Source organism: Haladaptatus pallidirubidus, from assembly GCF_020700235.1.
In the GTDB taxonomy this organism is placed as follows: Archaea; Halobacteriota; Halobacteria; order Halobacteriales; family Haladaptataceae; genus Haladaptatus; species Haladaptatus pallidirubidus.
Map to the genome: position 1 here is coordinate 117,839 of NZ_CP085301.1, position 23,965 is coordinate 141,803.

At 57.7% G+C, this 23,965-nt stretch carries 24 protein-coding genes; 17 read left to right on the forward strand and 7 right to left on the reverse strand.

The features are described 5' to 3' along the window. The first annotated feature begins 77 nt into the window (after window positions 1-77). The 9 genes from LIX15_RS00745 to LIX15_RS00785 all read left to right on the forward strand — a co-directional run bounded on the left by LIX15_RS00745 (window position 78) and on the right by LIX15_RS00785 (window position 10,275). The gene (locus LIX15_RS00745; RefSeq protein WP_227775608.1) at window positions 78-1,211 is read left to right on the forward strand and encodes a glycosyltransferase; all 1,134 of its coding nucleotides are present in this window, start codon (window positions 78-80) and stop codon (window positions 1,209-1,211) included. Then, on the forward strand, window positions 1,202-1,879 hold the full coding sequence (locus LIX15_RS00750) for a glycosyltransferase family 2 protein (protein ID WP_227775609.1): 678 nt from the start codon (window positions 1,202-1,204) through the stop codon (window positions 1,877-1,879). Before LIX15_RS00745 ends, LIX15_RS00750 begins: the two co-directional genes overlap by 10 nt. Window position 1,880: 1 nt before the next feature. Further along, window positions 1,881-3,209 (forward strand): sulfatase-like hydrolase/transferase, encoded by a 1,329-nt coding sequence (locus LIX15_RS00755; RefSeq protein WP_227775610.1) that lies wholly within the window; start codon window positions 1,881-1,883, stop codon window positions 3,207-3,209. Next, window positions 3,202-4,161, forward strand: a complete 960-nt coding sequence (locus tag LIX15_RS00760) for a glycosyltransferase family 2 protein (protein ID WP_227775611.1) — start codon at window positions 3,202-3,204, stop codon at window positions 4,159-4,161. The genes LIX15_RS00755 and LIX15_RS00760 overlap by 8 nt, the downstream gene beginning before the upstream one ends. Before the next feature lie 31 nt (window positions 4,162-4,192). Then, window positions 4,193-5,662: an oligosaccharide flippase family protein gene (locus LIX15_RS00765; protein WP_227775612.1), complete on the forward strand. Its 1,470-nt coding sequence runs from the start codon at window positions 4,193-4,195 to the stop codon at window positions 5,660-5,662. 59 nt (window positions 5,663-5,721) lie between these two features. Next, entirely contained in the window at window positions 5,722-8,781 is a 3,060-nt protein-coding gene (locus LIX15_RS00770; RefSeq protein WP_227775613.1) for an oligosaccharyl transferase, archaeosortase A system-associated, read from the forward strand. A gap of 163 nt (window positions 8,782-8,944) precedes the next feature. Continuing rightward, window positions 8,945-9,877, forward strand: a complete 933-nt coding sequence (locus tag LIX15_RS00775) for a DUF368 domain-containing protein (protein WP_227776946.1) — start codon at window positions 8,945-8,947, stop codon at window positions 9,875-9,877. 96 nt (window positions 9,878-9,973) lie between these two features. Next, the gene (locus tag LIX15_RS00780; RefSeq protein WP_227775614.1) at window positions 9,974-10,090 is read left to right on the forward strand and encodes a rubrerythrin-like domain-containing protein; all 117 of its coding nucleotides are present in this window, start codon (window positions 9,974-9,976) and stop codon (window positions 10,088-10,090) included. Further along, a complete protein-coding gene (locus LIX15_RS00785; protein ID WP_227775615.1) occupies window positions 10,087-10,275 on the forward strand; it encodes a hypothetical protein in 189 nt (62 codons plus the stop codon). Before LIX15_RS00780 ends, LIX15_RS00785 begins: the two co-directional genes overlap by 4 nt. Window positions 10,276-10,437: 162 nt before the next feature. Here the strand turns inward: LIX15_RS00785 and LIX15_RS00790 are convergent, their stop codons facing one another. From LIX15_RS00790 to glpA, 4 genes are read right to left on the reverse strand one after another with little or no spacing between them, the layout of a single operon-like run. Further along, window positions 10,438-11,016 (reverse strand): cupredoxin domain-containing protein, encoded by a 579-nt coding sequence (locus LIX15_RS00790; protein ID WP_227775616.1) that lies wholly within the window; start codon window positions 11,014-11,016, stop codon window positions 10,438-10,440. A 52-nt stretch (window positions 11,017-11,068) separates the two neighbouring features. Beyond that, the gene (locus LIX15_RS00795; protein WP_345409806.1) at window positions 11,069-12,466 is read right to left on the reverse strand and encodes an anaerobic glycerol-3-phosphate dehydrogenase subunit C; all 1,398 of its coding nucleotides are present in this window, start codon (window positions 12,464-12,466) and stop codon (window positions 11,069-11,071) included. Then, entirely contained in the window at window positions 12,463-13,767 is a 1,305-nt protein-coding gene (glpB, locus tag LIX15_RS00800) for a glycerol-3-phosphate dehydrogenase subunit GlpB (RefSeq protein WP_227776948.1), read from the reverse strand. Before glpB ends, LIX15_RS00795 begins: the two co-directional genes overlap by 4 nt. Further along, window positions 13,757-15,469 (reverse strand): anaerobic glycerol-3-phosphate dehydrogenase subunit GlpA, encoded by a 1,713-nt coding sequence (gene glpA, locus LIX15_RS00805; RefSeq protein WP_227775617.1) that lies wholly within the window; start codon window positions 15,467-15,469, stop codon window positions 13,757-13,759. The genes glpB and glpA overlap by 11 nt, the downstream gene beginning before the upstream one ends. 197 nt (window positions 15,470-15,666) lie before the next feature. On the opposite strand from glpA, the gene LIX15_RS00810 reads away from it, so the two are divergent. The 5 genes from LIX15_RS00810 (at window position 15,667) to LIX15_RS00830 (ending at window position 20,904) form a co-directional block, all read left to right on the forward strand. Continuing rightward, on the forward strand, window positions 15,667-16,809 hold the full coding sequence (locus LIX15_RS00810) for a Cdc6/Cdc18 family protein (RefSeq protein ID WP_227775618.1): 1,143 nt from the start codon (window positions 15,667-15,669) through the stop codon (window positions 16,807-16,809). Between the two features lie 192 nt (window positions 16,810-17,001). Beyond that, entirely contained in the window at window positions 17,002-18,552 is a 1,551-nt protein-coding gene (gene glpK, locus LIX15_RS00815) for a glycerol kinase GlpK (protein ID WP_227775619.1), read from the forward strand. 1 nt (window position 18,553) lies between these two features. Continuing rightward, entirely contained in the window at window positions 18,554-19,699 is a 1,146-nt protein-coding gene (locus LIX15_RS00820; protein ID WP_227775620.1) for a DUF7973 family transport facilitator, read from the forward strand. A gap of 159 nt (window positions 19,700-19,858) precedes the next feature. After that, a complete protein-coding gene (locus LIX15_RS33595; protein WP_390184487.1) occupies window positions 19,859-20,089 on the forward strand; it encodes an arsenate reductase/protein-tyrosine-phosphatase family protein in 231 nt (76 codons plus the stop codon). A gap of 134 nt (window positions 20,090-20,223) precedes the next feature. Next, window positions 20,224-20,904, forward strand: coding sequence for an HAD hydrolase family protein (locus LIX15_RS00830; RefSeq protein WP_227775621.1), 681 nt, complete (start codon window positions 20,224-20,226; stop codon window positions 20,902-20,904). Window positions 20,905-21,450: 546 nt separating this feature from the next. On the opposite strand, the gene LIX15_RS00835 is transcribed toward LIX15_RS00830, so the two are convergent. Genes LIX15_RS00835 through LIX15_RS00845 form a run of 3 tightly spaced genes read right to left on the reverse strand, consistent with a single transcriptional unit; the run spans window position 21,451 to window position 22,062 of the window. Further along, window positions 21,451-21,594 carry a hypothetical protein gene (locus LIX15_RS00835; RefSeq protein ID WP_227775622.1) on the reverse strand — a complete coding sequence of 48 codons (144 nt, stop codon included), beginning with the start codon at window positions 21,592-21,594 and terminating at the stop codon, window positions 21,451-21,453. Beyond that, complete coding sequence (gene cutA, locus LIX15_RS00840) at window positions 21,594-21,896, reverse strand: divalent-cation tolerance protein CutA (protein WP_227775623.1); 303 nt, start codon at window positions 21,894-21,896, stop codon at window positions 21,594-21,596. Before cutA ends, LIX15_RS00835 begins: the two co-directional genes overlap by 1 nt. Before the next feature lies 1 nt (window position 21,897). Beyond that, entirely contained in the window at window positions 21,898-22,062 is a 165-nt protein-coding gene (locus LIX15_RS00845; protein ID WP_227775624.1) for an HEWD family protein, read from the reverse strand. A 78-nt stretch (window positions 22,063-22,140) separates the two neighbouring features. On the opposite strand from LIX15_RS00845, the gene LIX15_RS00850 reads away from it, so the two are divergent. The 3 genes from LIX15_RS00850 (at window position 22,141) to LIX15_RS00860 (ending at window position 23,907) form a co-directional block, all read left to right on the forward strand. Then, on the forward strand, window positions 22,141-22,734 hold the full coding sequence (locus LIX15_RS00850) for a YbhB/YbcL family Raf kinase inhibitor-like protein (protein ID WP_227775625.1): 594 nt from the start codon (window positions 22,141-22,143) through the stop codon (window positions 22,732-22,734). Window positions 22,735-23,034: 300 nt separating this feature from the next. After that, a complete protein-coding gene (locus LIX15_RS00855) occupies window positions 23,035-23,358 on the forward strand; it encodes an EthD family reductase (protein ID WP_227775626.1) in 324 nt (107 codons plus the stop codon). A gap of 63 nt (window positions 23,359-23,421) precedes the next feature. Continuing rightward, window positions 23,422-23,907: a TspO/MBR family protein gene (locus LIX15_RS00860; protein WP_227775627.1), complete on the forward strand. Its 486-nt coding sequence runs from the start codon at window positions 23,422-23,424 to the stop codon at window positions 23,905-23,907. Window positions 23,908-23,965 lie beyond the last annotated feature (58 nt).

Below are 23,965 nucleotides of genomic sequence, written 5' to 3' on the forward strand. Positions count from 1 at the left end.
AGAGTACTCTCGGTACTACTTGAATAAAATGAGTGAGAAAGCTTATGTATTCTAAGGGATCTGGAAGACGATAAGGTATGTCGGACAACCTCTCTTCGGTTGCTATTCTTCACGACCGTTTTCCGCAGATAGGTGGTGGTGAGAAGTTTGCCATCGAAGCGGCTCGAACCCTGGACGCGCCGATTTACACGATGTACGTGTATCCCGGGACGGAGATTCCAAACGACGTGCGCGTCATTCCGATCAAGCAAGAGAAATACGCCCGTGGACCGTCGAAGCACCTGCTCGCGTGGAAAAACGAAGGTTCGAACCCGTTCGAAACGCTCTCCGTGGCGATGGATATGACCGACGCACACCCGGATCTGACGGAGTATGACGTAATTTTGGGAAGTGCACCTTTATCCAAACACTATGTTCCGACCGTTGACCAGACGATTATTCACTATCCACACAGTCCGCCACGGTGGCTGTACGACCTCTACCGGGACCGAATGGCCTCGTTTGATTACCCGGGTATCCGGTTCGCACTGAAAGCATATGCGAAGTGGTGGCGAGCGTTAGACAAGGAAGCGAATGATTACGTCGATACGTTCATCGCCAACAGCGAACTCATCCGCGATCGGATTCGCCGGTACTACCAGCGTGATGCCGAAGTCGTCTATCCGCCCGTTACCGGCGATTGGCGTAATGAAAGTGACGAGGGCTACTTCGTTACCTGGTCACGACTCGCGCCTGAAAAACGAATGCCCCTCCTTGCAGAGGCGTTTACGGAACTGAACGAGCGACTCATTGTTGCCGGGGATGGGGCGGATAGAGAACAGCTCGAACGGATCGCACGAGGCCACGACAATATCGAAGTACGGGGCTTTGTCGAAGATATCGAATCACTCGTCGCTTGTTCAACGGCGGTGGTTTATGCTCCCGTGCAAGAGGACTTTGGACTCGTCGGCGCTGAGGCGTTGATGGCCGGAAAACCGCTTCTTGGAGTGAACGAGGGCTTCACCAAGTATCAAGTTGAAGAAGGCGTTACCGGCGAGTTATTCGAGCCGACCGTGGAGTCGATTCGGAAGGCGGTTCGGTCGTTCGACTCCGAGGAGTACGACGAGAAAACCATCCAGAACCACGCCGAGCAATACAGCTACGAATCGTTCCAATCGGGGCTCCGAAACACCGTGGAACGGACTGCCGGGGAGAACGAGCGATGTCGATAGAACGAACGATCACCGCGCCAAACCCGACAATCTCTGTCGTCATCCCGACAATACCTACGAACAGCCACGAAGAAGTCGTCGCCCATCTCAAATCACAAACCATTGACAATTTTGAGGTTATCGTCGTAAATAACGCTAATCTTGACATTTGCGAAGCGAGAAATGCTGGGATAGAGGCTGCAGATTCCAATATCGTGGCATTGACCGATGACGATTGCCGGCCCGAAACAGATTGGCTCTCGAATGTCGTAACCGAGTTCAACTCGGATCCGAACCTCGTCTGTCTCGAAGGAAGAGTCGAGGGAGGTCGGACATACGAGGGAACTCGAAAGTACGTTGGCTGTAACCTCGCGTTTAACCGGAGCGCAGCGCTCGCCGTTGGCGGATTCAGTAGCAGGTACGCTGGCTGGCGTGACGATACCGAATTTGGTTGGCGAATGGAACGGGAAGCAAATGGCATGTGTCTTTACAGCGATAGTGTCCGGATGCATCATCCTGATTTACCGCGGGCGAATATCAATACGGAATTGGAAGCGCAGCTGAAAGCTGAATATCCCAACCGATACGAAAACGTTATTGCGCCGGACACTACGATAGGTCAAATAAACGATTGGCTGTGGCGGAAGGGGTTTTGGGACCTAGCCGACGCCATTCGTTACAGAAATTAAAATGACAAATATTGCACTAATTGTGTTGGATACCTTGCGCAAAGATGCGTTCGATAAACATTTTGATTGGCTTCCTGGGACCCGATTCGAGAATGCTTGGAGTACAAGCCACTGGACAGTACCGGCGCATGGCTCACTGTTTACGGGAAAATACGCAAGCGAAGTAGGAATTTTTGCCAGCCACCAGCAATTCAATTGTGACGATGAACTCCTCGCGGAAACACTTTCCGATGCAGGGTTTAGGACTCGGATGTTTAGCGCAAATCCAAACATCTCGCCGACTTTCAGCGCAGACAGGGGTTTCGATATGTTTCGTGGAAGTTGGCGACTAGAAGGGATAGAGCAGAACATACTCAATTGGGACAAGTTCATCGCTAAAACGCGGAGTATGGGACCAGAACGGTTCCTTCTTGCACTTAAAGAAGTCCTATTTGGTGATTATGATACGATACCCTCTCTCAAGCAAGGTGCCAAATTAAAACTTAGGAATAAAAAAATCGGTGAAAATGCTGTTGACGACGGTGCGTTGACTGCGCACAACTTAGTGAAAAACACGGCATTTGATGAAAACGAATTTCTATTCATGAACTTGATGGAGGCACATACGCCATATTATCCGCCTGACGGCTACGGCACTGGAGATAGTGTTGAACTACAAGGACTCAATGCAACCTTTGATGAGCCAGAAGATGATCCGGATGAGATTCGCCGAGCATACGACGATTGCGTTCGGTATCTCTCAGATATGTATGCAAACATATTTAACGAGCTGAAAAGTGACTTCGATGTTATCATCACAATGTCTGATCATGGAGAACTCCTAGGTGAGCACGATGCATGGGAGCACATGTATGGACTCTATCCCGAGCTGACGAATGTTCCGCTATCGGTATATTTTGGCGAAAACGAGCAAACGACTGTTCAGCAATCAGTGAGTATTCTTGATATTTATCAAACTATTCTTGGAGCTGCTGATATCGACCCACCGGAGGGAACACGCGGTCGAGATCTCACAGAAGATCTTGACGATCGTGAGTATCTTGTTGAGTATCACGGATTACACGACCGAAATTACATCGCGCTTGAAAACCGTGGTTACGAGGATATCGAGTTCCTACAGACAAAACTTAATGGAATTGCCACAGATAGTTACTATGGCTTTGAGACGTTCGACGGATTCGAAGAACATGGCACATCCCCATACAGTTCACCGCATGACCGACTCAGCGAGCTTACCGGGGAGCTTGATTACGCTGAAGTTTCGGATTCCAGAACTGACGATCTCAGTGAAGAAGTTATAGAACAACTTGAGGACTTGGGTTATGCTTGAGTCTCCACTTGTCAGCGTAATAATTCCTACGCTCAACCGTCCTCGTCTGGTTGAGAGTGCCGTTAAAAGTGTTTCTGATCAGACGTACGAGAAAATTGAAATTATTGTCGTAGATGATTCGGACTATTCGAGTACGTCTCCACCTTCATTCGAAGAAACGAACATCGATATCACCGTTCTCCAAGGTGAAACGTCAGAGGGATTACCACACGCACGCAATCGAGGAATTGAGGCCGCCTCGGGTGAACTAGTGGCTTTTCTTGACGATGACGATGAGTGGAAAACGAAGAAAACCGAAAAACAAGTTCGACGGTTCAAAACTCGCGATATCGGACTCTGTACGTCGTGGCGCTACATGGTTGGTTCAGACAACAAAGTAGAAAATGTCGCAAAAACCGACATAGAGGGAGATCTTGTTCGAAAGCTACTGTGTCAAAACGTTATCGGCCCCCCATCTGGCGTGATGGTACGACAGGACGTTATCGACTCAGTCGGAGCATTTGACGAGGAGTTCCTTCTCTGGGAAGACCGTGAATGGTATCTTCGGGTGGCACAAGTGTATGATGTCGATTGCGTTGAGGAACCACTCGTTCGGTATGCTCTTGATTCACCCGAAAAAATGAGCGGGAATCTCACGATGGCGCGAAACACAGCATATCCACAACTACTTGACAAACACGATCAGTTGATAAAAGAATATGAGAGGCGGTTCGTTCAAGGGTGGAAGTTCCGCAAGTTCGGGAAGATGGCGTATGATACCGGCTCACGTGTGACTGCTCTTCGTTATGCTGTTCAAGCGATCGCTACATATCCCAGAGCGTGGCCATTTTATCGTTTATTCATCCGTTCTCTGATAGGAGATAAAATATACGCCTTGTTGGATAAGACAACGATGCAAATCAGAAATGCGGTAAAACGATGGAAAATACGTTCAGAAGCACAAGGAAGTTAGATAGTGTATAATTAATGAATATACAATAGAAATGGTTGAAGCGACAGATGTGAGTCTCGGAGGAGAAACAGCAAAAGCCTTAGTAGCGAAGTTTACGTTAGCTGCAAGTGGATTCGTTGCAACCATACTATTTGCTCGTGAGCTTGGACCAACAGCCTTCGGTGGATATTATCTTCTGTTTGCTTTGACAAAAATAGCCGATCGCCCGCTCAATGGTTGGGCATCCGCTAGTAAAAAACGGTTCTCTGAAACGACAAAACAACGGAAAGAAGTGGTTGGTGCTCAGTGGGGTTTTACCGTCATATGGCTTTTATTCATGACAAGTGTGTCATTTTTATTCCACGAGCATTTGATCACATATACTGGTCTCGCCACAGCACCTGTACTATTTCTCCTTTTGCTCGCTACAGAGTCTAACTATGAAGCGTTCGATCGGGTGCTAAAAGCTCGAGGTCTTATTAGTGTTGCAACATGGACAGATGCTATTCGTTCATATTTGACATTACCGCTCCAGCTTCTTTTAGTTATAGCAGGATTCGGTGCCGCAGGATTGGCATATGGTCTTGCAGGTGCGACTGTCCTTACTTTTCCAATTCTTCTCTTCTATCTTAAAGTACGCCCGACGCTCCCATCATCTCGGACTGTTCGTAGCCTCTGGGAATACGCCAAGTACAGTATTCCAACTGAGTTTTTTGCAACATTGTATTCTCGGTTTGATGTGATGCTGCTCGGGTTACTGCTCACTCCTAGCGCAGCGGGCCAATACGAAGTTGCAGCAATGTTGACGCTTCCGGCGACGTTCATCGCCACACTAGCTGCGAGTGGACTCATGCCGAGAGTTAGCAAGTTAACTAGCGAGAGTAAACCAGTGGCGCAAGAGATATCGAATACACTCTCGTTTGCAAGTATCCTCGCAGTCCCAATTTTTTTCGGTGCACTGGCATTTCCAACAGCATTGGTCATAACCGTCTACGGCGGTGAATTTGAGGCGGCCGCTCCCTTACTTGTCGTGTTGGCAATCTATCGGATCATTTCAACGCAAACAACTGTGTTGAGAAAATCGATAAATGGACTTGATCATCCTAGTGTGAATATGCGAATCTCGGCCATTGCACTGTCATTCAACATTATATTAGGAATTATACTGACAATTCGATTTGGGGCAGTTGGAGTCATTATTGCAACCATTTTCGCAGAATGTCTAATATATGTAAGTACTTCTTATTTTATCAAACAAAAAATACACGGCGTTACCCTCGTATCCCGGCCTCTTCTCGAACAAATTGGTGCAGGATTGATAATGTTCGTTACCGTCTCAGGTATTCACGGATTCATCCCGGTCCAGTCGTGGGTTGACCTCTCGCTTCTGTTAACGATAGGAGCAGGAACGTACGGATTCGTCCTCCTCCTCATCAGCGACAGGCTCAGATACACTATCGGGAGCATTCTACGCGGTTCCCGACTTGAGCAGTTCGTCCCAAAGCCTGTTTTAAGGTGGTAAACCTATCACTCGTTGTGCTATCATAAGGCTTATCCCCACTTTGCCAGACCTTTCACTCGATGAGCCAAGGCACAGAACAGGTCGAGGAGTCCTCCAATCTCGCTGACTCCGTCCTCGACCAGATAGAAGACTGGTACCACATTCCTGCGCTCGCGCTCCTGCTGGGATTCATGTTGTGGGTTCGCCTGCAGTCCTACGACAGGTTCACTCTCGATGGCGAGGTGTTTTTCGCCGGTAACGACGCGTGGTACCACCTCCGACAAGTACAGTACACAGTCAACAATTGGCCCGCGACGATGCCGTTCGACCCGTGGACGTTCTACCCTCAAGGGACGAGCGTCGGCCAGTTCGGGACGCTGTACGACCAGCTCGTCGCGACCGCCGCGCTGGTCGTCGGTCTCGGCGATCCATCCCAGAAGACGGTCGCGCTGACGCTACTGGTCGCTCCCGCGGTGTTCGGAACCCTCGTCGCGGTTCCGACCTACTACATCGGGAAACGAATTGGCGGTCGTCTCGGCGGCGTGTTCGGCGTCCTCATACTCGCGTTGATTCCCGGGGAGTTCCTCCGGCGCGGATTAGTCGGGTTCGCCGACCACAACGTCGTGGAGCCGTTATTCCAGGCGTTCGCCGTGCTGGCGATGATGGTCGCCGTCTCGATTGCAGAACGGGAACGACCCGTCTTCGAGCTGCTTGCCGACCGGGACTTCGCGGCGGTTCGCCGTCCACTCGGCTACAGCGTTCTCGCGGGTGTTGCGACCGCGCTCTACCTCTGGACGTGGCCGCCGGGGATTCTCCTCATCGGTATCTTCGGCATTTTCTTCATGCTGAAACTGACCGCGGACTACGTCCGCGGCATCAGCCCAGACCACCTCGCCTTCGTCGCGTCGGTCAGCATGGGCGTGACGGGGCTGCTGCTGCTTGTTCCGCTCGGAACGATTTCGTTCAGCGCGACGAAGTTCTCCATCCTCCAACCGCTCATGGCGTTCGCAATTTCGATTGGCGCTGGATTCATGACGTGGTTGGCGCGCGAGTGGGACGACCGCGACGTGTCGCCGACGCTGTATCCGGTCGCCATCTTCGGCATTCTCGCCGTCGGTACCCTTCTCGTGTATGTCGCACTCCCGAACCTGTTCAACCTGATTCAGACCAACCTCGTCAGGTTCGTCGGTTTCAACGCTGGTGCGGCACAGCGAACCATCGGTGAAGCACAGCCGTTCCTGCAAGGGTCGCAGTCGCTTTCGTCGGCGGTTATCCCGCAGTACGGGCTGATGTTCTTCACCGCCATTCTCGGCGCACTGGTGATGGTATGGCGCTCGGTGTCGGCCGACGAACACGAGGCCGAAAAATTGCTCGTCCTCGTCTGGGCAGCCTTCATCACCGCCGCCGCGTTCACGCAGGTTCGATTTAACTATTACCTCGCAGTTCCGGTCGCGGTGCTGAACGCCTACCTCCTCGGATGGATTCTCGGGGCGGTCGGGTTCGACAGCGCGACGCGAGATACGATTCGGAACGTCGAGATGTACCAAGTGTTGGCGGTCGTCTTCGTCATCATGCTCGTCATCCCCGGACTGGTCATGCCGGTGCAGGTCGGCAACGGCCAGACGGCCACCGCGGCCCAGACGGGCAACAGCACCGCTCCCGGTGCCGTCACCCAGTGGGATGGCACGCTAGAGTGGATGCAGACGAACACGCCACAGGAAGGCAACTACGGCGGTGCCGGAAACGAAATGGAGTACTACGGCACCTACACCGAAGGTGACGGCGATTACGACTATCCGAAGGGAACCTACGGCGTGATGTCCTGGTGGGACTACGGTCACTGGATTACGGTCGAAGGTGAGCGAATCCCGAACGCCAATCCGTTCCAAGAGGGCGCGAACACGGCCGCGAACTACCTGCTCGCCGAGAACGAATCCGAGGCCAATCGAGTTCTCGACAACCTCGGTGACGAAAACGAGCAGACGCGCTACGTGATGGTCGATTGGAAGATGGTCGAAACGAACGGCCAGCAAGGGAACGTGAAATTCTTCGCGCCGACGGTGTTCAAAGACGACGCCTCGGCGGGCGACTACTACGACTCCATCTACACGCAAAACAGCCGAATCGCCCAACACAAACAGCCGTACTACGACAGCCAGATGGTTCGACTGTACCGCTATCACGGGAGCGCGGTCGAGCCGAAACCGATCGTTCTGGACTGGGAGACCACGACGCAGGGCGGCCAACAGTTCAAGGTCGCTCCGGGTGTCTCGCAGAACTCGAACGACACGGTCGTCAAGCGATTCAACAGTATGCAGGAAGCCCGTGAATACGTCAAGGAAGACGGAACCGCGCAAATCGGCGGCATCGGGCCGTACCCGAGCGAGCGCATCCCCGCGCTCGAACACTACCGCGTCGTGAAGGAGAGCAGGTCGCAATCGACGCAGGTTCCGTCACACTATCAGGTACTCAGTCAGCGACTGGGTCTGCTCCAGCAGGCGGGCGTCTCCGGACAGGACTACTTCCGCACCTCGCCATCGTGGGTGAAGGCGTTCGAGCGAGTTGACGGTGCGACGGTAGAGGGAACCGGTCCAGCGAACACCACCATCACCGCCTCGGTTCGGATGCAGACGGACACCGGAAGCACGTTTACCTACACGCAGAAGGCTCAAACCGATCAGAACGGCGAGTTCACGATGACCCTACCTTACTCCACGACCGGCTACGACCAGTGGGGAACTGACGAAGGGTACACGAACGTCAGCGTTCGCGCAGCCGGCCCGTACGAATTCCGGACGCCGCAGACCGCTGGCGAGGACGGCTTCGAGTTCATGAATGCCACGGCACAGGTCTCGGAAGGGCAAGTGCTCGGTGAGGACGACAGTCCCGTTACGGTGTCTGTGGATCAACAGCAGACGATTCCGGTGGAAGGCGCGAACAATTCGACCGGTAACAACTCTGCCGGCCCGAACGCGCCCGGCAATCAGACCGACGGTAACTCGTCCGCCGAAAACGGTTCGGTCGGAAACAATTCGACCGGAAACGAGTCGAATTCGCTTCCCGACCCCGCGTCGCCGCTGACGCGGGCCGGACTCGTCGGTGCCTACGCGGCAACGCTGGTCGTCGCCCGGCGCGACTGAACCGACTTCGTTTTCGTTCCGTTTTTCCGAGTTCGATCTCCGGCCCCTATTCTCATATTCTCGCCGCTCGTAGCGAAGACCAGTGACGAGAGACGAACGAGAATCGAGTACCGTCGAACGCGGATGGGAATCGTTTTTTGATTGGCCCGGAAACCCCGGAGCGATGCGCGCCCTCTTGACAATCTACCTGAAGGGAATATGCATGGGTGCCGCCGACGCGGTGCCCGGCGTCTCCGGCGGGACAATTGCCCTCATCACTGGAATTTACGAGCGACTCATCTCGGCAGTCGCGTCGTTCGACCCCAGAATCGTGACAAGTGTCCTCCGAATTCACGACCCGGTCGAACGGGCGAAAGTTCGAGAGATGCTCGCGGAGATGGATCTTCCGTTTCTATTAGCACTGGGTGCCGGAATCGCAACCGCAATTATGACGGTGACCGGATTGGTAACGCTCGCGAGCGAACGGATTCCGGTTCTCCTCTTCGCTTTTTTCTTCGGCCTCATTGCAGCGTCCGCCATCGTCCTCTACGACGAAGTGTCGGTCGAGACGCCGGGACAAATCGGCGCGGCCATCGCCGGATTCGTCCTCGCGTTCCTCGTGGCTGGTGCGGTCGAGAAAACGGGGGGTTCGACGCCCCTCCCGTTCGTCTTTTTCACCGGGATGATCGCCATCAGTGCGATGGTGCTTCCGGGCATTTCAGGTGCGCTCATCCTTTATCTCCTCGGACAGTACGAGTACCTATCGAACAACCTGCACGGGTTCAAAGACGCAGGCGTCGGACTTCTCAACGGCGGTTCCGTCGACGCCCTCGTCGCACCGGGAGCGGTCGTCGTCACGTTCGTTCTCGGTGCCGGAATCGGCGTGCTAACGATTTCAAAGGTCGTCGCGTGGGCGCTCGACCATTATCGAGCGGCCACGCTCACCTTCCTCGTCAGTCTGATGGTCGGCGCGCTCCGGTTCCCCGTCGAGAAAATATTCGAGGCGGAGACGTTCGCGTGGACACCGACCGTTCTCGGCGGCGCAGTCCTCGCGGCGCTCGTCGGTGGCGGTGCAGTTCTCCTCCTAGACCACTACACAGACGACCTCGACTACTGAGCCGATTCGACCGTCGGCGATACGGTGTTTTTCGATGCGAACCGGATTTCCGATGTGAAGCAGAGTTAACTAACTTCCCGACGTATCTCTGACGGGATGACTGCAACCTACGAGTGCGAACAGTGTGGCAACCGCGTGAGCGCGCTCAAGCACCCCGGAGAGTGCCCAGACTGTGGCAGCGAGATGCGAAACGTCAGCGTTTCGCGCGAGTGAGTTCGGCTGATTGGGCGAGGGTGTGGGGAGCGCCTCAGGTCGCTCCGAAACTCGTCCAACTCGGGAGAAACATCTCTGCGTTTTCGGTCGGAACTGCATTCGGGCGTTGTCTCGATGAATCCCTCGTCTTCTATTACCCCGAGAACGGTGCGCGTTTCGTGGTGTTCGCGGTCGAACTGTCGTGACGGGCGACGATTGCTAATTGGTTCGTTCTCCCGAACGAGTCCGAGCAGTTGCACTGCGCGTTCGAACAACGCGAATTCGCGGTGAAAGGTATCGAATGCGAAAGCGTGCAGTATCCGGCTTAAAATTACTTCGAAGTGATGTTTAGTGATATTGCTGACTCCCTATCGAACCCGACGTGTGCGATCGCCTGTTCCGATGACGAACAACAAGAGTGCGAACAGGATGGGCGAAATCACGGCCAGTACGACGGCGGCGGCGAAAAGGTACGTAATCGGTGAAATTCGGAGTCCGACACCTCCGTCCTCTCCCATCTCGCCTCCATCCGCACCGCCCGAAATCTGAATTTCCCCGACCATCGTCGTTGGATGAACTTCGCAAATGTACTGCGCCATCTCCGGTGTCGCGGTGAACGTCACCGTTTGTGTCGCACCCTGCTCTTGGATGATTTCGGTTTTCGATAGCGTGTTGTCGTTCGCGTCCAAAATCACGAAATTGTGCGGTTGCCCGTCCACGTTCTCCCACACGACCCGATACTGCTGACCCGCTTCGACCTGCAACGTCGGATTGTCCTGTTCGGCGATGCTCTGCGGTGCGCGACCTCGCCACGCGGCGACCTCGCCGCCGAGTCGAAACGTTTCGGCCTGTGCTGTCGTGGATGAACTCATTCCGGAAACCGACCCAACTGTGAGCGTCGTACAGAACGCTCGTCGCGTCAGGTTCCCCGACTGTCGTTGTGACATCGTACTCCCCCATTCGCGTCACGACGCGAATCGATAAGAAGGTGTTCGCAGGTTAGACGTCCACGAGCGCCGCATCCAGCACTTCCAGTGGGTGTCGAATGTCGTACCCGGTTCCGTGGTTCATCTGCATCGCGCAGGTAGGACACTCGGTCATGCCCGTTTCGCTTTCTACGTCCTCCATGTGCTCGAACATCTCGTCGCCGATTTTCATCGACGTGTCGTATTTCTCCGATTTCCAGCCGTAGGTGCCGCTGATGCCCGAACAGGAGTCACCAACGTCCACCGGATCGGTGCCGTCGAGTGCCGATAGTAGTTCGACGGCTTGCCCGTCGAGCCCCTGATTTCTGGCGTGACACGGCGCGTGGTAGGCCAGTTCTCCGAACTCGGATTCCGGAACCGAGGAATCGGCGAGTTCTCCCTCTAAATCCTCGTGAACGCGGAGGTATTCGAGCGCCTCGAAGGTGTTCGCGGCGACTTTTGCGGTTCCGTCGAACGAGTAGAGTTCGGGGTACTCCTGCCGGAGCGCCATGGAACAGGACGTACACGAACAGATCACGTCGTAGCCCTGCTCGACCAGCGCAGCGAACGTCTCGATGTTGAACTTCGCGGCGCGGCGCGCGTCGTCCATCATGCCGTTGGCGAACATCGGCGTGCCGGAACAGCGCTGGTCAGGGACGACGACTTCGTAGCCGAACTGCTCGAACACGCGAACCATGGCTTTCGCCACCTCCGGCGTGTTGTAGTTCGAGTAGTCGCCGTGGAAGTAGGCGACCCGTTTGTCGTTTGCTGCGCTTTCACCACTTCCCATTTCTCGCGGGTCGTCCCTCCCCGCTCGCGTTTCCGAAGTGGTATCACTCCGTTTTTCTCGAGCCTCCTGTGCTCGCTTTTTCGAAGTGGCTGCACCACCTCGTTTATCCCACCAGTCCGTGAACGTCTCCGTCGCAAATTCTGGGAAGTCGCGCTGACTCGCGATTCCCATCACTTTCTCGTTCACGAACTTCGTCACCGACAACCCCATGACGAAATTCGTGAGACGCGGGAATCGCGCGCCGAGCGGCGCGAGTTTGCCGTAGTTCGATAGAATCCGGTTTCGAATGTACTCCCGCGAAAACTTCGACATCTGTGACTCGACGTAGTCGCCGCGCGCCGTGTTGTGCATCTGCGAGAGCGGCACCTCGGACGGGCAGGCGTCATCACAGCGCATGCAGTTCGAACAGGACATCACCGAATCGTCGATGTCGTGGTCGCCCTTGCGCTTGAGTCGCCACTGCTCCGGCCCTTGGAACTTCGGCCCGGGAAAGTCGTCGTCAACCTCCGCGACCGGACACTCCGTATCGCAGGTGGAGCATTTGTAACAGTCGTCCGACCCCGGTCTGAGGTCCATCGGTTCGCCGCTGAATACGTCCTGTAGCTCGGATGGGTCTCGTGATTCTGCTTCTTTCTCACTCATGGATTCACCTCGTCGCTCGCGTTTCGTCCCGCGACGACGCCGGTCGCCAGCGAGATACCGCTCCCTGATTTTTCCGACGCGAAATCACAGTTGCCGAGAACGCCGCCGACGGCGCGGAGATTCTCGAACTCCGGTTCGCCCGCCGAATCCAGCGGACGCAGTTCGTCGTCCACCTGCACGCCGAATCGGGCGAACTGGTGGTCGTCGAACGCTTCGCGCTCCGACCAATCGTATCGGTCGTCGGAGGCAGGAACGTAACAGTCGAAAATCGGTTCGCGGACGCCGTCGCGGTCGGAGTCGATTCCCTTCCCAACCAGTCCGCCCGTTGCCAGCACGAACTGCTCGCCGTGGAACGGAATCCGCGCACCGTTTCGCTCCACGACGACCGCTTCAATCTCGTCGTCGCCCTCGAAATCCACGACCGGGTTTCCGGTCGTCACTCGAACGCCTGCGTCTTTCAGCGCGGTTTCGAACTGCGTTTCGAGTCGCATACCGGGGAGACTCGGCGGCCCCATCGGAATTTCGAACACCTCCACGCCCAATTTTCGTTCGAGGGTTACGCGGACGTCCTCGGGGTGTTCTTCGCCCAACATCGCGGGGAAGCCGACTCGTTCCGCGTCGCCGAGATGCGGTTTGATTCGCTCGGCGAGCGCGATTCGAATCGGTTCGGATTGCGATACGCCGCTCTGCACGTTCCCGTTTCCTCGTCCGTTCCCTCCGATCTCGACGCGCTCGTTCGTATCCAGCGCGTGAGCGAGTCTGGTGATTCGGGCGTCGGTTCGGAAATCTCCCGGGAACGAGAGCGTGACGCCGCGAACGTCGAACGGAACCGTTTCCGCGAGGTGTTCTGCGGCTAACGGCGCGTCGAAATCTACGACGGTTTCGAACCCGACGAGCAGGGTGTCCTGCTCGACGCTTGCTAATCCCGGCGCAGTGTGTTTCGGGTAGCGCGCGGTCGGTTTCACGTTTCCGCCGAACGTCGGAACGAGGGCGTTTGTATCGGTGTGGTCGCCCGCGTAGTCGGTCACGGAATCGAACAGGTCGAGTCCGTCTCGAACGCCATTCTCGCCGACTTTTCGATATGGGTGTTCGTCCGGTAGTTCCGAAATCGTCTCGAACGGATTCGAGACGATTTCGTCCCCGACGTAACCTAGCACGTCGATAAGCCCGCTCGCAAATCGGAGGGTGCTCTCTTTGTGCGAAAGCAACCTGACCCGCGAGCCGTCGCGGGCCGCGGACAGTGCCGTTGTCATTCCTGCCAGCCCGCCACCGATGACGACGACGTCGTCCTCAATCGCCATCGACGCCTCCGTTGCCAGGTCGACCATCATCGAACGCCGCGAAATCGATGGTGTCGATTTCGGCGTCGGTATCCCCGTTCGCATCCGGAGCGTCTCGATTCATCGTCGTCGCGTGGAGCGCGTAGTTCAGCGCGCCCTGCGAGAGCTGTTCGCCCCACAAGGCGTGGCGCTCGCCCTTCCAGCGCTCCTGAAACAGTTCGTTCAGGGCTTCGCGGGCGGCCGGTTCGTCGTGCTGGGGATGGAGCTCGTTCGCCATCCGGTGACAGCAGATGCCGCCCTGACAGTTGCCCATCGAGGCGCGGGTTCGAATTCGAACCGCGTTGAGATCGGTTCCCGATCCGTCGATTGCGTCCCGAATTTCGGCTCGCGTGACGGCCTCGCACTCGCAGAGGACGGGATTCGGCTCGTCCGTTTTCAGAACTTCGTCGGCCCGACTGCCGAGTCGCTGGACGCTCCGGCGACCGATCGGCGAGCGAAGCCCGAAGTCGTCCATATAATCGCGGAGGACGGTAAAATCGTCGCTTCCGGGGAGCGATTCTTCGGCGGTTCGACACCGGCCGCGGACGCCGAGTTGGTCGCAGACGTGATCCGAAATTTTTTCCGCCATCATCCGGTAGGTGGTGAATTTCCCGCCGACGATGCTGGTTAGGCCGGTGAGGTCGTCGCGCTCCTCGTGGTCGAGGAGGAAGAAATCCCGCGTGATGTCGGTCGGGTCGGTCGTCCCGGTTCCCGGCGGTTCGTACAGCGGGCGAACACCCCAGAACGACCGAACCGTCCGGGAATCGCGGAGGATGGGCACGAGTTTCGACAACTGGTCTATCATCATATCCACCTCCCAGCCCTCCTCGGGATAGCTCTCCGGGTCGGCGACTTCCTCGTCAGTCGTTCCGAGAATCGCCGTCACCTCGTGTGGGACGATGATGTCGGCGTCACCTTTGGGTCGGCAGTGGTTGATGACCGTGTCAACCTGTCGGCAATTCATCACGACCATCACGCCTTTCGAAGGGCGAACTTCGATATCCACGCCCGCCATCTCACCGAGCTGTCCGGCCCACGCTCCGGTCGCGTTGACGACGTAGTCGGCGCGGATTTCCTCTTTTGTGCCGGGTCTGGCGTGGTTACGCTTGCCCGGCCCGCTCTCGTGGCGGACTTCGACGCCGACCACGTCGTTTTCCTCCACTAGCACGTCGATCACCTCCGCGTGGGTTTCGATTCGCGCGCCGTGCATCTCCGCGTCCGCGGCGTTGGCGACGCAGAGCCGAAACGGATCGATGGCCCCGTCGGGGACGGAAATTGCGCGTTTCACGTCCTTCGTCAGATAGGGTTCCTGTTCCCGTGCTTCCTTTGCGGTGAGAACTTCGGCAGGGATGCCACACTCCCGACAGCCCCGGAGTTTTTCCTCGAAGTAGTCGTCCGAATCGCCCTCCAACTGGACGAACTGACCACCCGTCATCTCGACGCAGTGGTTCGCGATGTCCCGCAGGACGCGGTTTTCTTCGATGCACTCCGTCGCGCTGGCTTGGTCGGAGACGGCGTACCGGCCGCCGCTGTGGAGCAGGCCGTGCATCCGGCCCGTCGTTCCGTGGGTGAGGTTGCCCTTCTCTACCAGCGTCACGTCAACTCCCCTCAGTGCGAGGTCTCGGGCGATGCCCGTGCCCGTCGAGCCGCCCCCCACGACGAGCACTTCGGCGTCGGTTGCCATATTCCGACAGTTGGGTGGAATCCACTTGAGTTTACCGACAATAGGGGTAGTATAGATAAAATATTAGCCGACTGCCGATGGTCGTTCGTGTAGAGATGCTCCGTCCCCAATCTCCTTTTACCGGCGTCCGTACGTGAACCGCTACGCTCCGACAGAGAGACAACTATTATCTACACGCGACTTATTAGACGGCGATAATGGACATTGGAGCGCGCATCGAGCGCCGCCGGGCCACGACACCTGTCACGAATCTCGTCGTCGAGTGGAACGCACTCAGTCCGGTCGTCCACGTCCCGAATCCGGTCGGCCGTGGATCCACCCTCGAACGACTGCTCGATGCGCTTGACCCGCTATTTGACGATCGCCTTCCGCCGACTATTCACCTCCACGGTCCACCTGGGGCGGGAAAATCGGCGCTCGTTTCCGCGTTGTTCAGCCAACTTTCCGAACGCCTCTCACCCACGCACGGAACGATACAGACCACCACGCGGGGCAGTAACGAAGGGAATTTCAACTTCGTGTACATCGACGCCCGTCGGTCGAACACCGTGTTTCGCCTATATCGTTCGATACTTGACGCACTGACCGAAAAGCACGTCCCGGAACGCGGCATCGGTACCGGCGTCTTGCGGCGACAACTCGCCGCGACCGTGGCGCAATCGAACCCGGACGTGGTCGTCGCTGTCGACCACGTCGACGAGTGCGAAACGCTCGCCAGCGAGGAGATAGTGGAACTGTTCGACGGGATGAGCGAATCGCTGTCCGTCCTGACGGTCGGACGCGAACGTTCGTCCGGAGAGCGAACGCTCGAAATCCCGGCGTACAGCACGCACGAACTCGCCGATATCGTCACCGAACGGGCGTCACAAGGGCTGCAACAGGGCGTCCTCGAACACGCACAGGTAAAGACCCTCGCGGAGTGGGCCGACGGTGACGCCCACGACGCCCTCGCGGCGTTGTTCGGTGCCGTCACCTTGGCGGTAAAAGAAGACTCCAATCGAATCAACGACCGGTATCTGACGGCCGCGATGGATGCGGTACCGCGGAACGCCGTTCCGCTCGGAATCGTGCTCTCGCTCCCGGAAAAACGCCGCTCCGTGCTCGGCAAACTGCTCGAACTCGACGACTGTGCGTGCGCTTCCGTCGAAACCAGTGCGGCGGCGATCGCCGCCGAAACAAACCTTTCGGTGGGTACCGTCACTCGCTACCTTTACGAACTCGCCGAAGCAGGCGTGCTCGAACGTATCGCTGCCACCGACTCGAAACGGAGTGGTCGGCGACCCAGCAAACTCGAACCGCGATTTCCGACGCTCGTGTTTCGGGCGCTCCACGACGAGTGATCGGCCGTCTGCTTATATTCTTAAATAAATGTTGGAGGATTTTTCGTTCTAGCGGCACGACGTCCCTCATCGGAGAGGAAATTTTATAATGAAAGTGTTTGATGTTTACAGATGGTGGCCCAAAACCAGTAAAAGTTGAGGGTCAATCTGGATGGAGCGACCGTTCAGCGTCAGATGCAGGAGATTACTCGAATGAAACAGAACGAAACCTACGTTGGCTCTATCGATCAGGGAACGACCGGCACCCGATTCATGGTGTTCGACCACGGCGGGGCGGTCGTGGCGAACGCCTACGAAAAGCACGAGCAGATATATCCCGAACCGGGGTGGGTCGAACACGACCCGACCGAAATCTGGGAGAACACGAAGTCGGTCATCCAGTCCGCGCTCGCGGAGGCGGGCATCCAGGCCGACCAACTCGCAGCCATCGGCGTCACCAACCAGCGCGAGACGACCCTGCTTTGGGACGCCGATACCGGCAAACCGATTCACAACGCAATCGTCTGGCAGGACAGACGGACGACCAACCGAATCGAACGACTGGAGAAAGACGGACGTACCGACGACGTTCGCGCCAAGACGGGCCTCGAACCGGACGCCTACTTCTCGGCGACGAAAGCCGAGTGGTTGCTGGATAACTCCGAGCCAATCAAAACGCAGCGCGCTCGTCCCGCGGACTTGCGCGACCGGGCCGAAACCGGCGAAATCCTGTTCGGCACCATCGATTCGTGGCTGATTTATAACCTGACGGGAGAACACATCACGGACGTGACGAACGCTTCGCGGACGATGCTGTTCGACATTCACGAGATGGAGTGGGACGACGAGCTCTGCGAGGAATTTCGTGTCCCGCGGGAGATGCTTCCGGAAGTTCGGCCATCCAGCGACGACGATACCTACGGTTCGACCGACTCGGACGGCTTCCTCGGCGCAGAAGTGCCCGTTGCTGGCGCGCTCGGCGACCAGCAGGCCGCCCTGTTCGGGCAGACCTGCTTCGACGCGGGAGACGCGAAAAACACCTACGGGACAGGCAGTTTCTTCCTGCTCAACACGGGCGAGGAAGCGGTCACAAGCGAGCACGGTCTGCTCACGACAGTTGGCTTCCAGCGGTCGGGCGAACCGGTGCAGTACGCCCTCGAAGGCGCGATTTTCGTCACGGGCGCGGCAATCGAGTGGCTCGTCGATATGGATTTGATCGACGACGCAATCGAGACGGAAAACCTCGCCAGAAGCGTCGATTCGACGGACGGCGTCTTCATGGTTCCTGCGTTTACCGGACTCGGCGCACCGCACTGGAACCAGCGCGCTCGCGGAACGCTCGTGGGGATGACCCGCGGCACGCGAAAGGAACACGTCGTCCGGGCTACGCTCGAATCCATCGCGTTCCAAACCCGCGACGTGGCCGAGGCGATGGAGGCCGACAGCGGCATCGAAGTCGAATCGCTGCGCGTGGACGGCGGCGCGGTGAAGAACAACTTCCTCTGTCAACTGCAAGCCGACATTTTAGGCACCGATATCGTCCGCCCGGTCGTAGACGAGACGACGGCGCTCGGGTCGGCCTACGCCGCCGGACTCGCGGTCGACTACTGGGAAACCGTGGACGAACTCAGGAACAACTGGCAGGTGGACCGCGAGTTCGACGCGGGAACGGAGTTAGGAACCGCCGACGTCGACGAGAAGTACGGCCGCTGGCAGGACGCGGTTTCGCGCTCGCTCGACTGGGCGCAGGAAGGGAGCGACTGAGATGGCGGATTTATCTCCCCTCTTCGCCGTCGAGATGCTCATCGCGGCGTTCGCAGGTGGAGCCTTCGGCGCGGCGCTCGGCGCGCTCCCGGCGTTCATTTTTACCGGCTTCATGGTCATCGCGGGCGAGTCCGCGAACATCATCGGGAAAGCCGTCGCCGGAGCGTCCCAGTCGGGACCTGCAGGCGAGCTCGCGGCGGTCGGCATCACCGGATCCATCGCGTTCGGCGCGCCGTTCTCGCCTGCCATCAGTTTCGCGGGCGGGGCGGCCGCGGCCGCCTACGCCGCGAAACGTGGCTACATGGAGTCCGGATTCGACTACCACAACGCGAAAGACATCGCCTTTGCACAGGGTACCAAACCCGACGTGCTCGCGGTCGGCGGCCTGTTCGGGATTATCGGCTACTGGCTCACTGAGTTGTCGGCCGCCTTCGCCATGCCCTACGACCCGATTGCGATGGGTGTCGTGCTCTCGGCCATCATCCACAGGCTCGTCTTCGGCTACGACATCATCGGCGACACTGGCAAAGGTCTCCTTAACATGAAACCGTTCGAGGACGGCAGCCGGCGTATCATCGGCGAAGCCGCGACCGAGGACGGAGAGACGACACCCGACGAACCGGTTGCCGACGGCGGAGCGACCGCACAGGGGCGATTCGTCGTCGAGCCGTGGCTTCCCCACCAGTACAAGTGGGCGAACGTGGCGACTATCGGTCTCGTGGTCGGTATCCTCGCGGCGTTCATCGCCTACGAGACGGGAAGTCCGTTCCTCGCGTTCGGTATCAGCGCGGCGAGCCTCGTATTCCTGAACTGCGGCGTCGAGAAGATTCCGGTCACGCACCACATGAGTCTTCCAGCAAGTACCGCGGCGCTCGCGCTCGCCCCGGCGAGCGCGTCGGTGTCGCAGATACCGCCCTCAGAAGTTGCGGCGGCGGTTCCGCTGCTGCCCGCGTTAGTCGTCGGCGGAATCTTCGGTGTTGTCTGCGCGCTGGCCGGAGAGGTCGTCCAGCGGGTGTTCTACGCGCATGCTGACACGCACCTCGACCCGCCCGCGGCGGCCATCGTCGTCGGTACCCTCCTCATCGCGGTACTCACGATCCTCGGTGTCTTCCCGCAAGCCGTCTGGGTGCCGACGTTCGGTCTCTGACGAACGACTTGGATTCCCCATTTTTTCGGAACGTACATCCTGCTAGGCGAGAATCGTCGCTCGATGAACGACGCCTCCCTGCTTTTCCCCGAATCGCCATCATCTGCGTCCGGAATGCCGGACGAGATCAGATGACGACCGCATTCGTCAAACGAGAACGTGAGTCGCACGTTCAATGTGAAAACCCTGACGGGCGGAACCGGCCCCGCAGACGAGGTTCACGAGGAAGTCGTGACGGCGATGGCCGAAGTCGGAATCAACCTTGCAGGGCGCGAACCACGAGAAATCAAGTTTGAGGAGCTACGAGACAATCAATGCGTCGTGACATTGGGCTGTTCGACCGAGAACGTATGTCCGGCGACGTGGTCGGGCGAGAACCGCGATTGGTGACTGGGCAACCTCGCGGAAAATCCCCGAACGAGGTGCGCGAGATTCGCGACGAAATCCACGAGAGCGTCCGCGACCTGTTCGACGAAATCGAATCGGAACAGCGGGACTAAGTGCGAGACGAGCGAAGGTCCGGCATGGTTCCGCCGCTCGTCCTCGACATCGACGGCACGATGACCCGGCCAGACGACTCCATCGACCCGCGATTTTTCGACCTGCTTCCGGACTGGGAAGCCCCCATCGTGGTCGCCACCGGAAAGGCGTTTCCGTACCCCGTCGCGCTCTGTCACTTCCTGCAGATCCCACAGAACGTCATCGCCGAAAACGGCGGCATCGTCCTCGTAGACGACGAAATCACGCGAAACGGCGACGGCGAGTCCGCCTTCCACGTCGCCGAGGAGTACGAGGCGGACGGCTACGAACTCGGCTGGGGCGATATCGACCTGACGAATCGCTGGCGCGAGACGGAAATCGCGGTACAGCGCGACCAACCGCTCGGCCCGCTTTCCGAACTCGCCAGCGAGCACGGGTTGGAAGTCGTGGACACCGGCTTCGCCTACCATGTCAAATCCTCCGGCGTGAGCAAGGGACAAGGATTGAAGGCGGTCGCAAAACTCCTCGACCGCGACCCCGAGGAGTTCGTCGCCGTCGGCGATTCGGAAAACGACGTTTCGACCTTCGGTGTCGTCCGCGAGAGCTACGCCGTGGCGAACGCAGACGAGAAGGCAAAACGGGCCGCCGGAACAGTGGTCGATGAGTCCTATTCGGAAGGTACGATTTCGGTACTCGAAGAGCTTCAACGTGGATTCGATGGGTGAGTTGGGACTTGCATACTAACGTGAGATACGGCTTTCTACCACCTTCAGATTTACTGAGATGTTGATGCAGTCAGCGAGCTATCAGGGGATGCATAGACGTGTTATTCGGCAGTGCCGACTCCAATCAAAGCACCACCGCAACGGCCACACCCTCCCCATCCGACTTCCTCACTCGCTGTCGCTCGTTTCGGACATCCCTCGCACGACTTCGGTGCGGGACCGAGGACTTCACGTCCGAGGTTCCGCACCTGCGCGCGCCAACTGGTTGGCTTCGACGTTCGTGAACTGACGCACCTACTTCTGCGCGTGCGCCAACAACTCCGAGGACTCACCGTCCGAGGGGTTGTCCGGGTTCGCTCGAGGGATGAGTATCGGAACGAACGAAGTGAGTGAGAAACGCAGTCGGTTGGGGAGGAATGTGGGCCGTTGCGGAAGGCGGTTTTCGTTGCAATCGTGAATTGCTACTAAGAGGAGTCGAAAATCTGACCGAATGCCATCCTGATTTCGGTGAACGAGAGGCGAAGTTGTCGTTATCGAGCGAAATTTCTACGAATCTTCGGTCACCGTTTTCTCCCGATTTCGCCGCAGTTCGCGAGCGAGCGCAACCGTCCCGACCGCCAAGACGCCGAGCGCCAGTACCCACGGCCCGGTTTGTCTCGCCTGCTGTCGACCCTCGTCGTCTCGACCCATTACTCCACCTCCTCGTAAATCCACGCGCCAAACTCCTCCAGCATCTCATCTTCGTCGAACCGCTCGATACAGGGTACGTCGTAGGGGTGTTCCGCTTCGACTCGTTCGACCAACTCCCCCCACGCCGAATCGGTCGTCTTCGCCAGCAGGACGATCTCCTCGTCGTGGACGACTTCGTCCTCCCACCGGTAGACGGAGGTGCAGGGGAACCGGTTCACGCAGGCCGCGAGTCGCTCCGCGACCAGCAGTTCCGCGAGTTCCGCCGCCGCGTCCGTCGGCGCGGTGATGTACGCGGTGGGCATCTCAATCGGTAATCGGATTGTGGGTTCCGTTGATGTTCCACTCGTGGAGGCAGAAGGGCCGTCCCTCGCTTCCGGCAATCGTCCAGTTGTGATTCAATTCGTTCCACTCGTCTTCGCGCCCGCACCGCGTGCACCGCCGTCGGTCGGGCCGGTTGAGTTCCGCCATCGAGACGAGATGAGGACGTGAGGGGACTTAAGCGAACGGCAACAGGGCATTTTACCTCCCGTGTCGAATCGTCTCGGGATGCTCAGGAGACGCGCGTTTCTCCGGGCGATGGGTGGAATCGGCGTCGTCGTGTCGGGGATTCGAGGGACGAACAAAGCGACGGGTAAAGGACGGTCGAAACCAGCACAGATGGGGGAACAAATGGTGCAGTTCAGCACACCAGCGTTCGAGGACGGGAACCGAATTCCGCAGGAGTTCACCTGCGAGGGACAGAACATCTCGCCGCCGCTCGACATCGAGTCGGTGCCGGACGAGGTGAACTCGCTGGCGATTATCGTGGACGACCCGGACGCGCCGAGCGGGACGTTCACCCACTGGGCCATCTGGGATATTCCGCCGGACACGAAGCGGATTCCGCGGGGCGTTCCGGGGATGGAAATCGTCGCCGACCTCGGCGGGGCAAAACACGGCGAAAACGACGCCGGAGAACTCGGCTACCTCGGCCCGTGTCCACCGATGGGTGATAGCTCGCACACCTACCGATTCACGCTGTATCTGCTCGAACGGCAACCGCGTCTCGGAGCGGGTGCGACGAAGTCGGCCCTGTTGGATGCCATGGGTGGAATTCGATTAGGACAAACGAGATTTACGGGAGAGTTCGAGCGAGGATAAGCCGGAGGTGATTCGGAACCGGAACATTCATCCCTAAATATTTTCAGAAATATATGTATAAAACAAAGACGCCGACTGTTCGGCATTGCGGTTATCCTCGCTGGCAGTTTTATGTTGCTAACCGAGGCGATTGGCGGGCTTCTTTATCTGTTCGAATCCGCCGGTTCGTGGGGAATTTTACTGGGATTGGAAATCTGTCTCGTCGCCCTTTTCCGTGAACAATCATCGTGAAAATTACAATCGGGTTATCACTCGACAGTCGATACAACAAAGTCGGCCCGGGACGCGGATTCAGGTGCTATGATAAAGATGGTCGATTTGCTGGTTCGGAAGGACGGCATGACCCACGAGGAGTTCGAAGACTACTGGCTCAACGAGCATTCTGACATCGCAAAAGAACTCCCCGGCCTGCGCAAGTACGTCACCTCCGTCTCGAAAGACCCCGAAAAGGCGGGCTACGACGGCGTCCTCGAACTGTACTTCGACTCCATCGACGATATGAAAGCCGCGTTCGGTTCCGAGCAGGGCGAGAAGGTGATGGCCGACGCCGCCGAGTTCCTCGAAATGGAGGCGGGGCCGACCCTCGTTCTGGACGAAACGGTACAGGTAGACGACATAGAGTAGCTGAAACAAGTCACCCAACAGAATAGCCGAAAGGAAAACGGTTTTTCGCGCCGTAACTGATCTATGGAAGCAGTTCGTCGCTCTTCGTTCTCGTGGCGGAACCTCCCTGCTCTTCTGGTCTGTATCGTTGTGTGCGAACTCGCGGGCATCATCCCGTCGATTCTCACCGCAAACGATGTCGCAACGTGGTACACGACGCTTCAGAAACCGGCGTTTACGCCGCCGAGTTGGGTGTTCGCCCCGGTTTGGACGACGCTCTATCTGCTGATGGGTGTCGCGCTGTACCTCGTCTGGCGGCGAGGGGATAAAATCGCGCTCGCCATCTTCGTCGTGCAACTCATCCTCAACGCGGCGTGGACGCTGGTCTTCTTCGGCATGCGCTGGCCCGCAGGCGGACTCGCGGTTATCGTCGCCCTGCTGGTTGCCATCGGCGCGACGATGGTCGCCTTTTGGCGCGTCGATCGCCGCGCTAGCCTGCTGCTCGTTCCCTACGCGTTGTGGGTGGGGTTCGCAACCATTCTGAACTACGAACTATGGCGGTTAAACTGAGGGAGAAGTGAATTCGAGTCCGGAGCGATTCGACCTCGGCTACCTGTACACCTATACT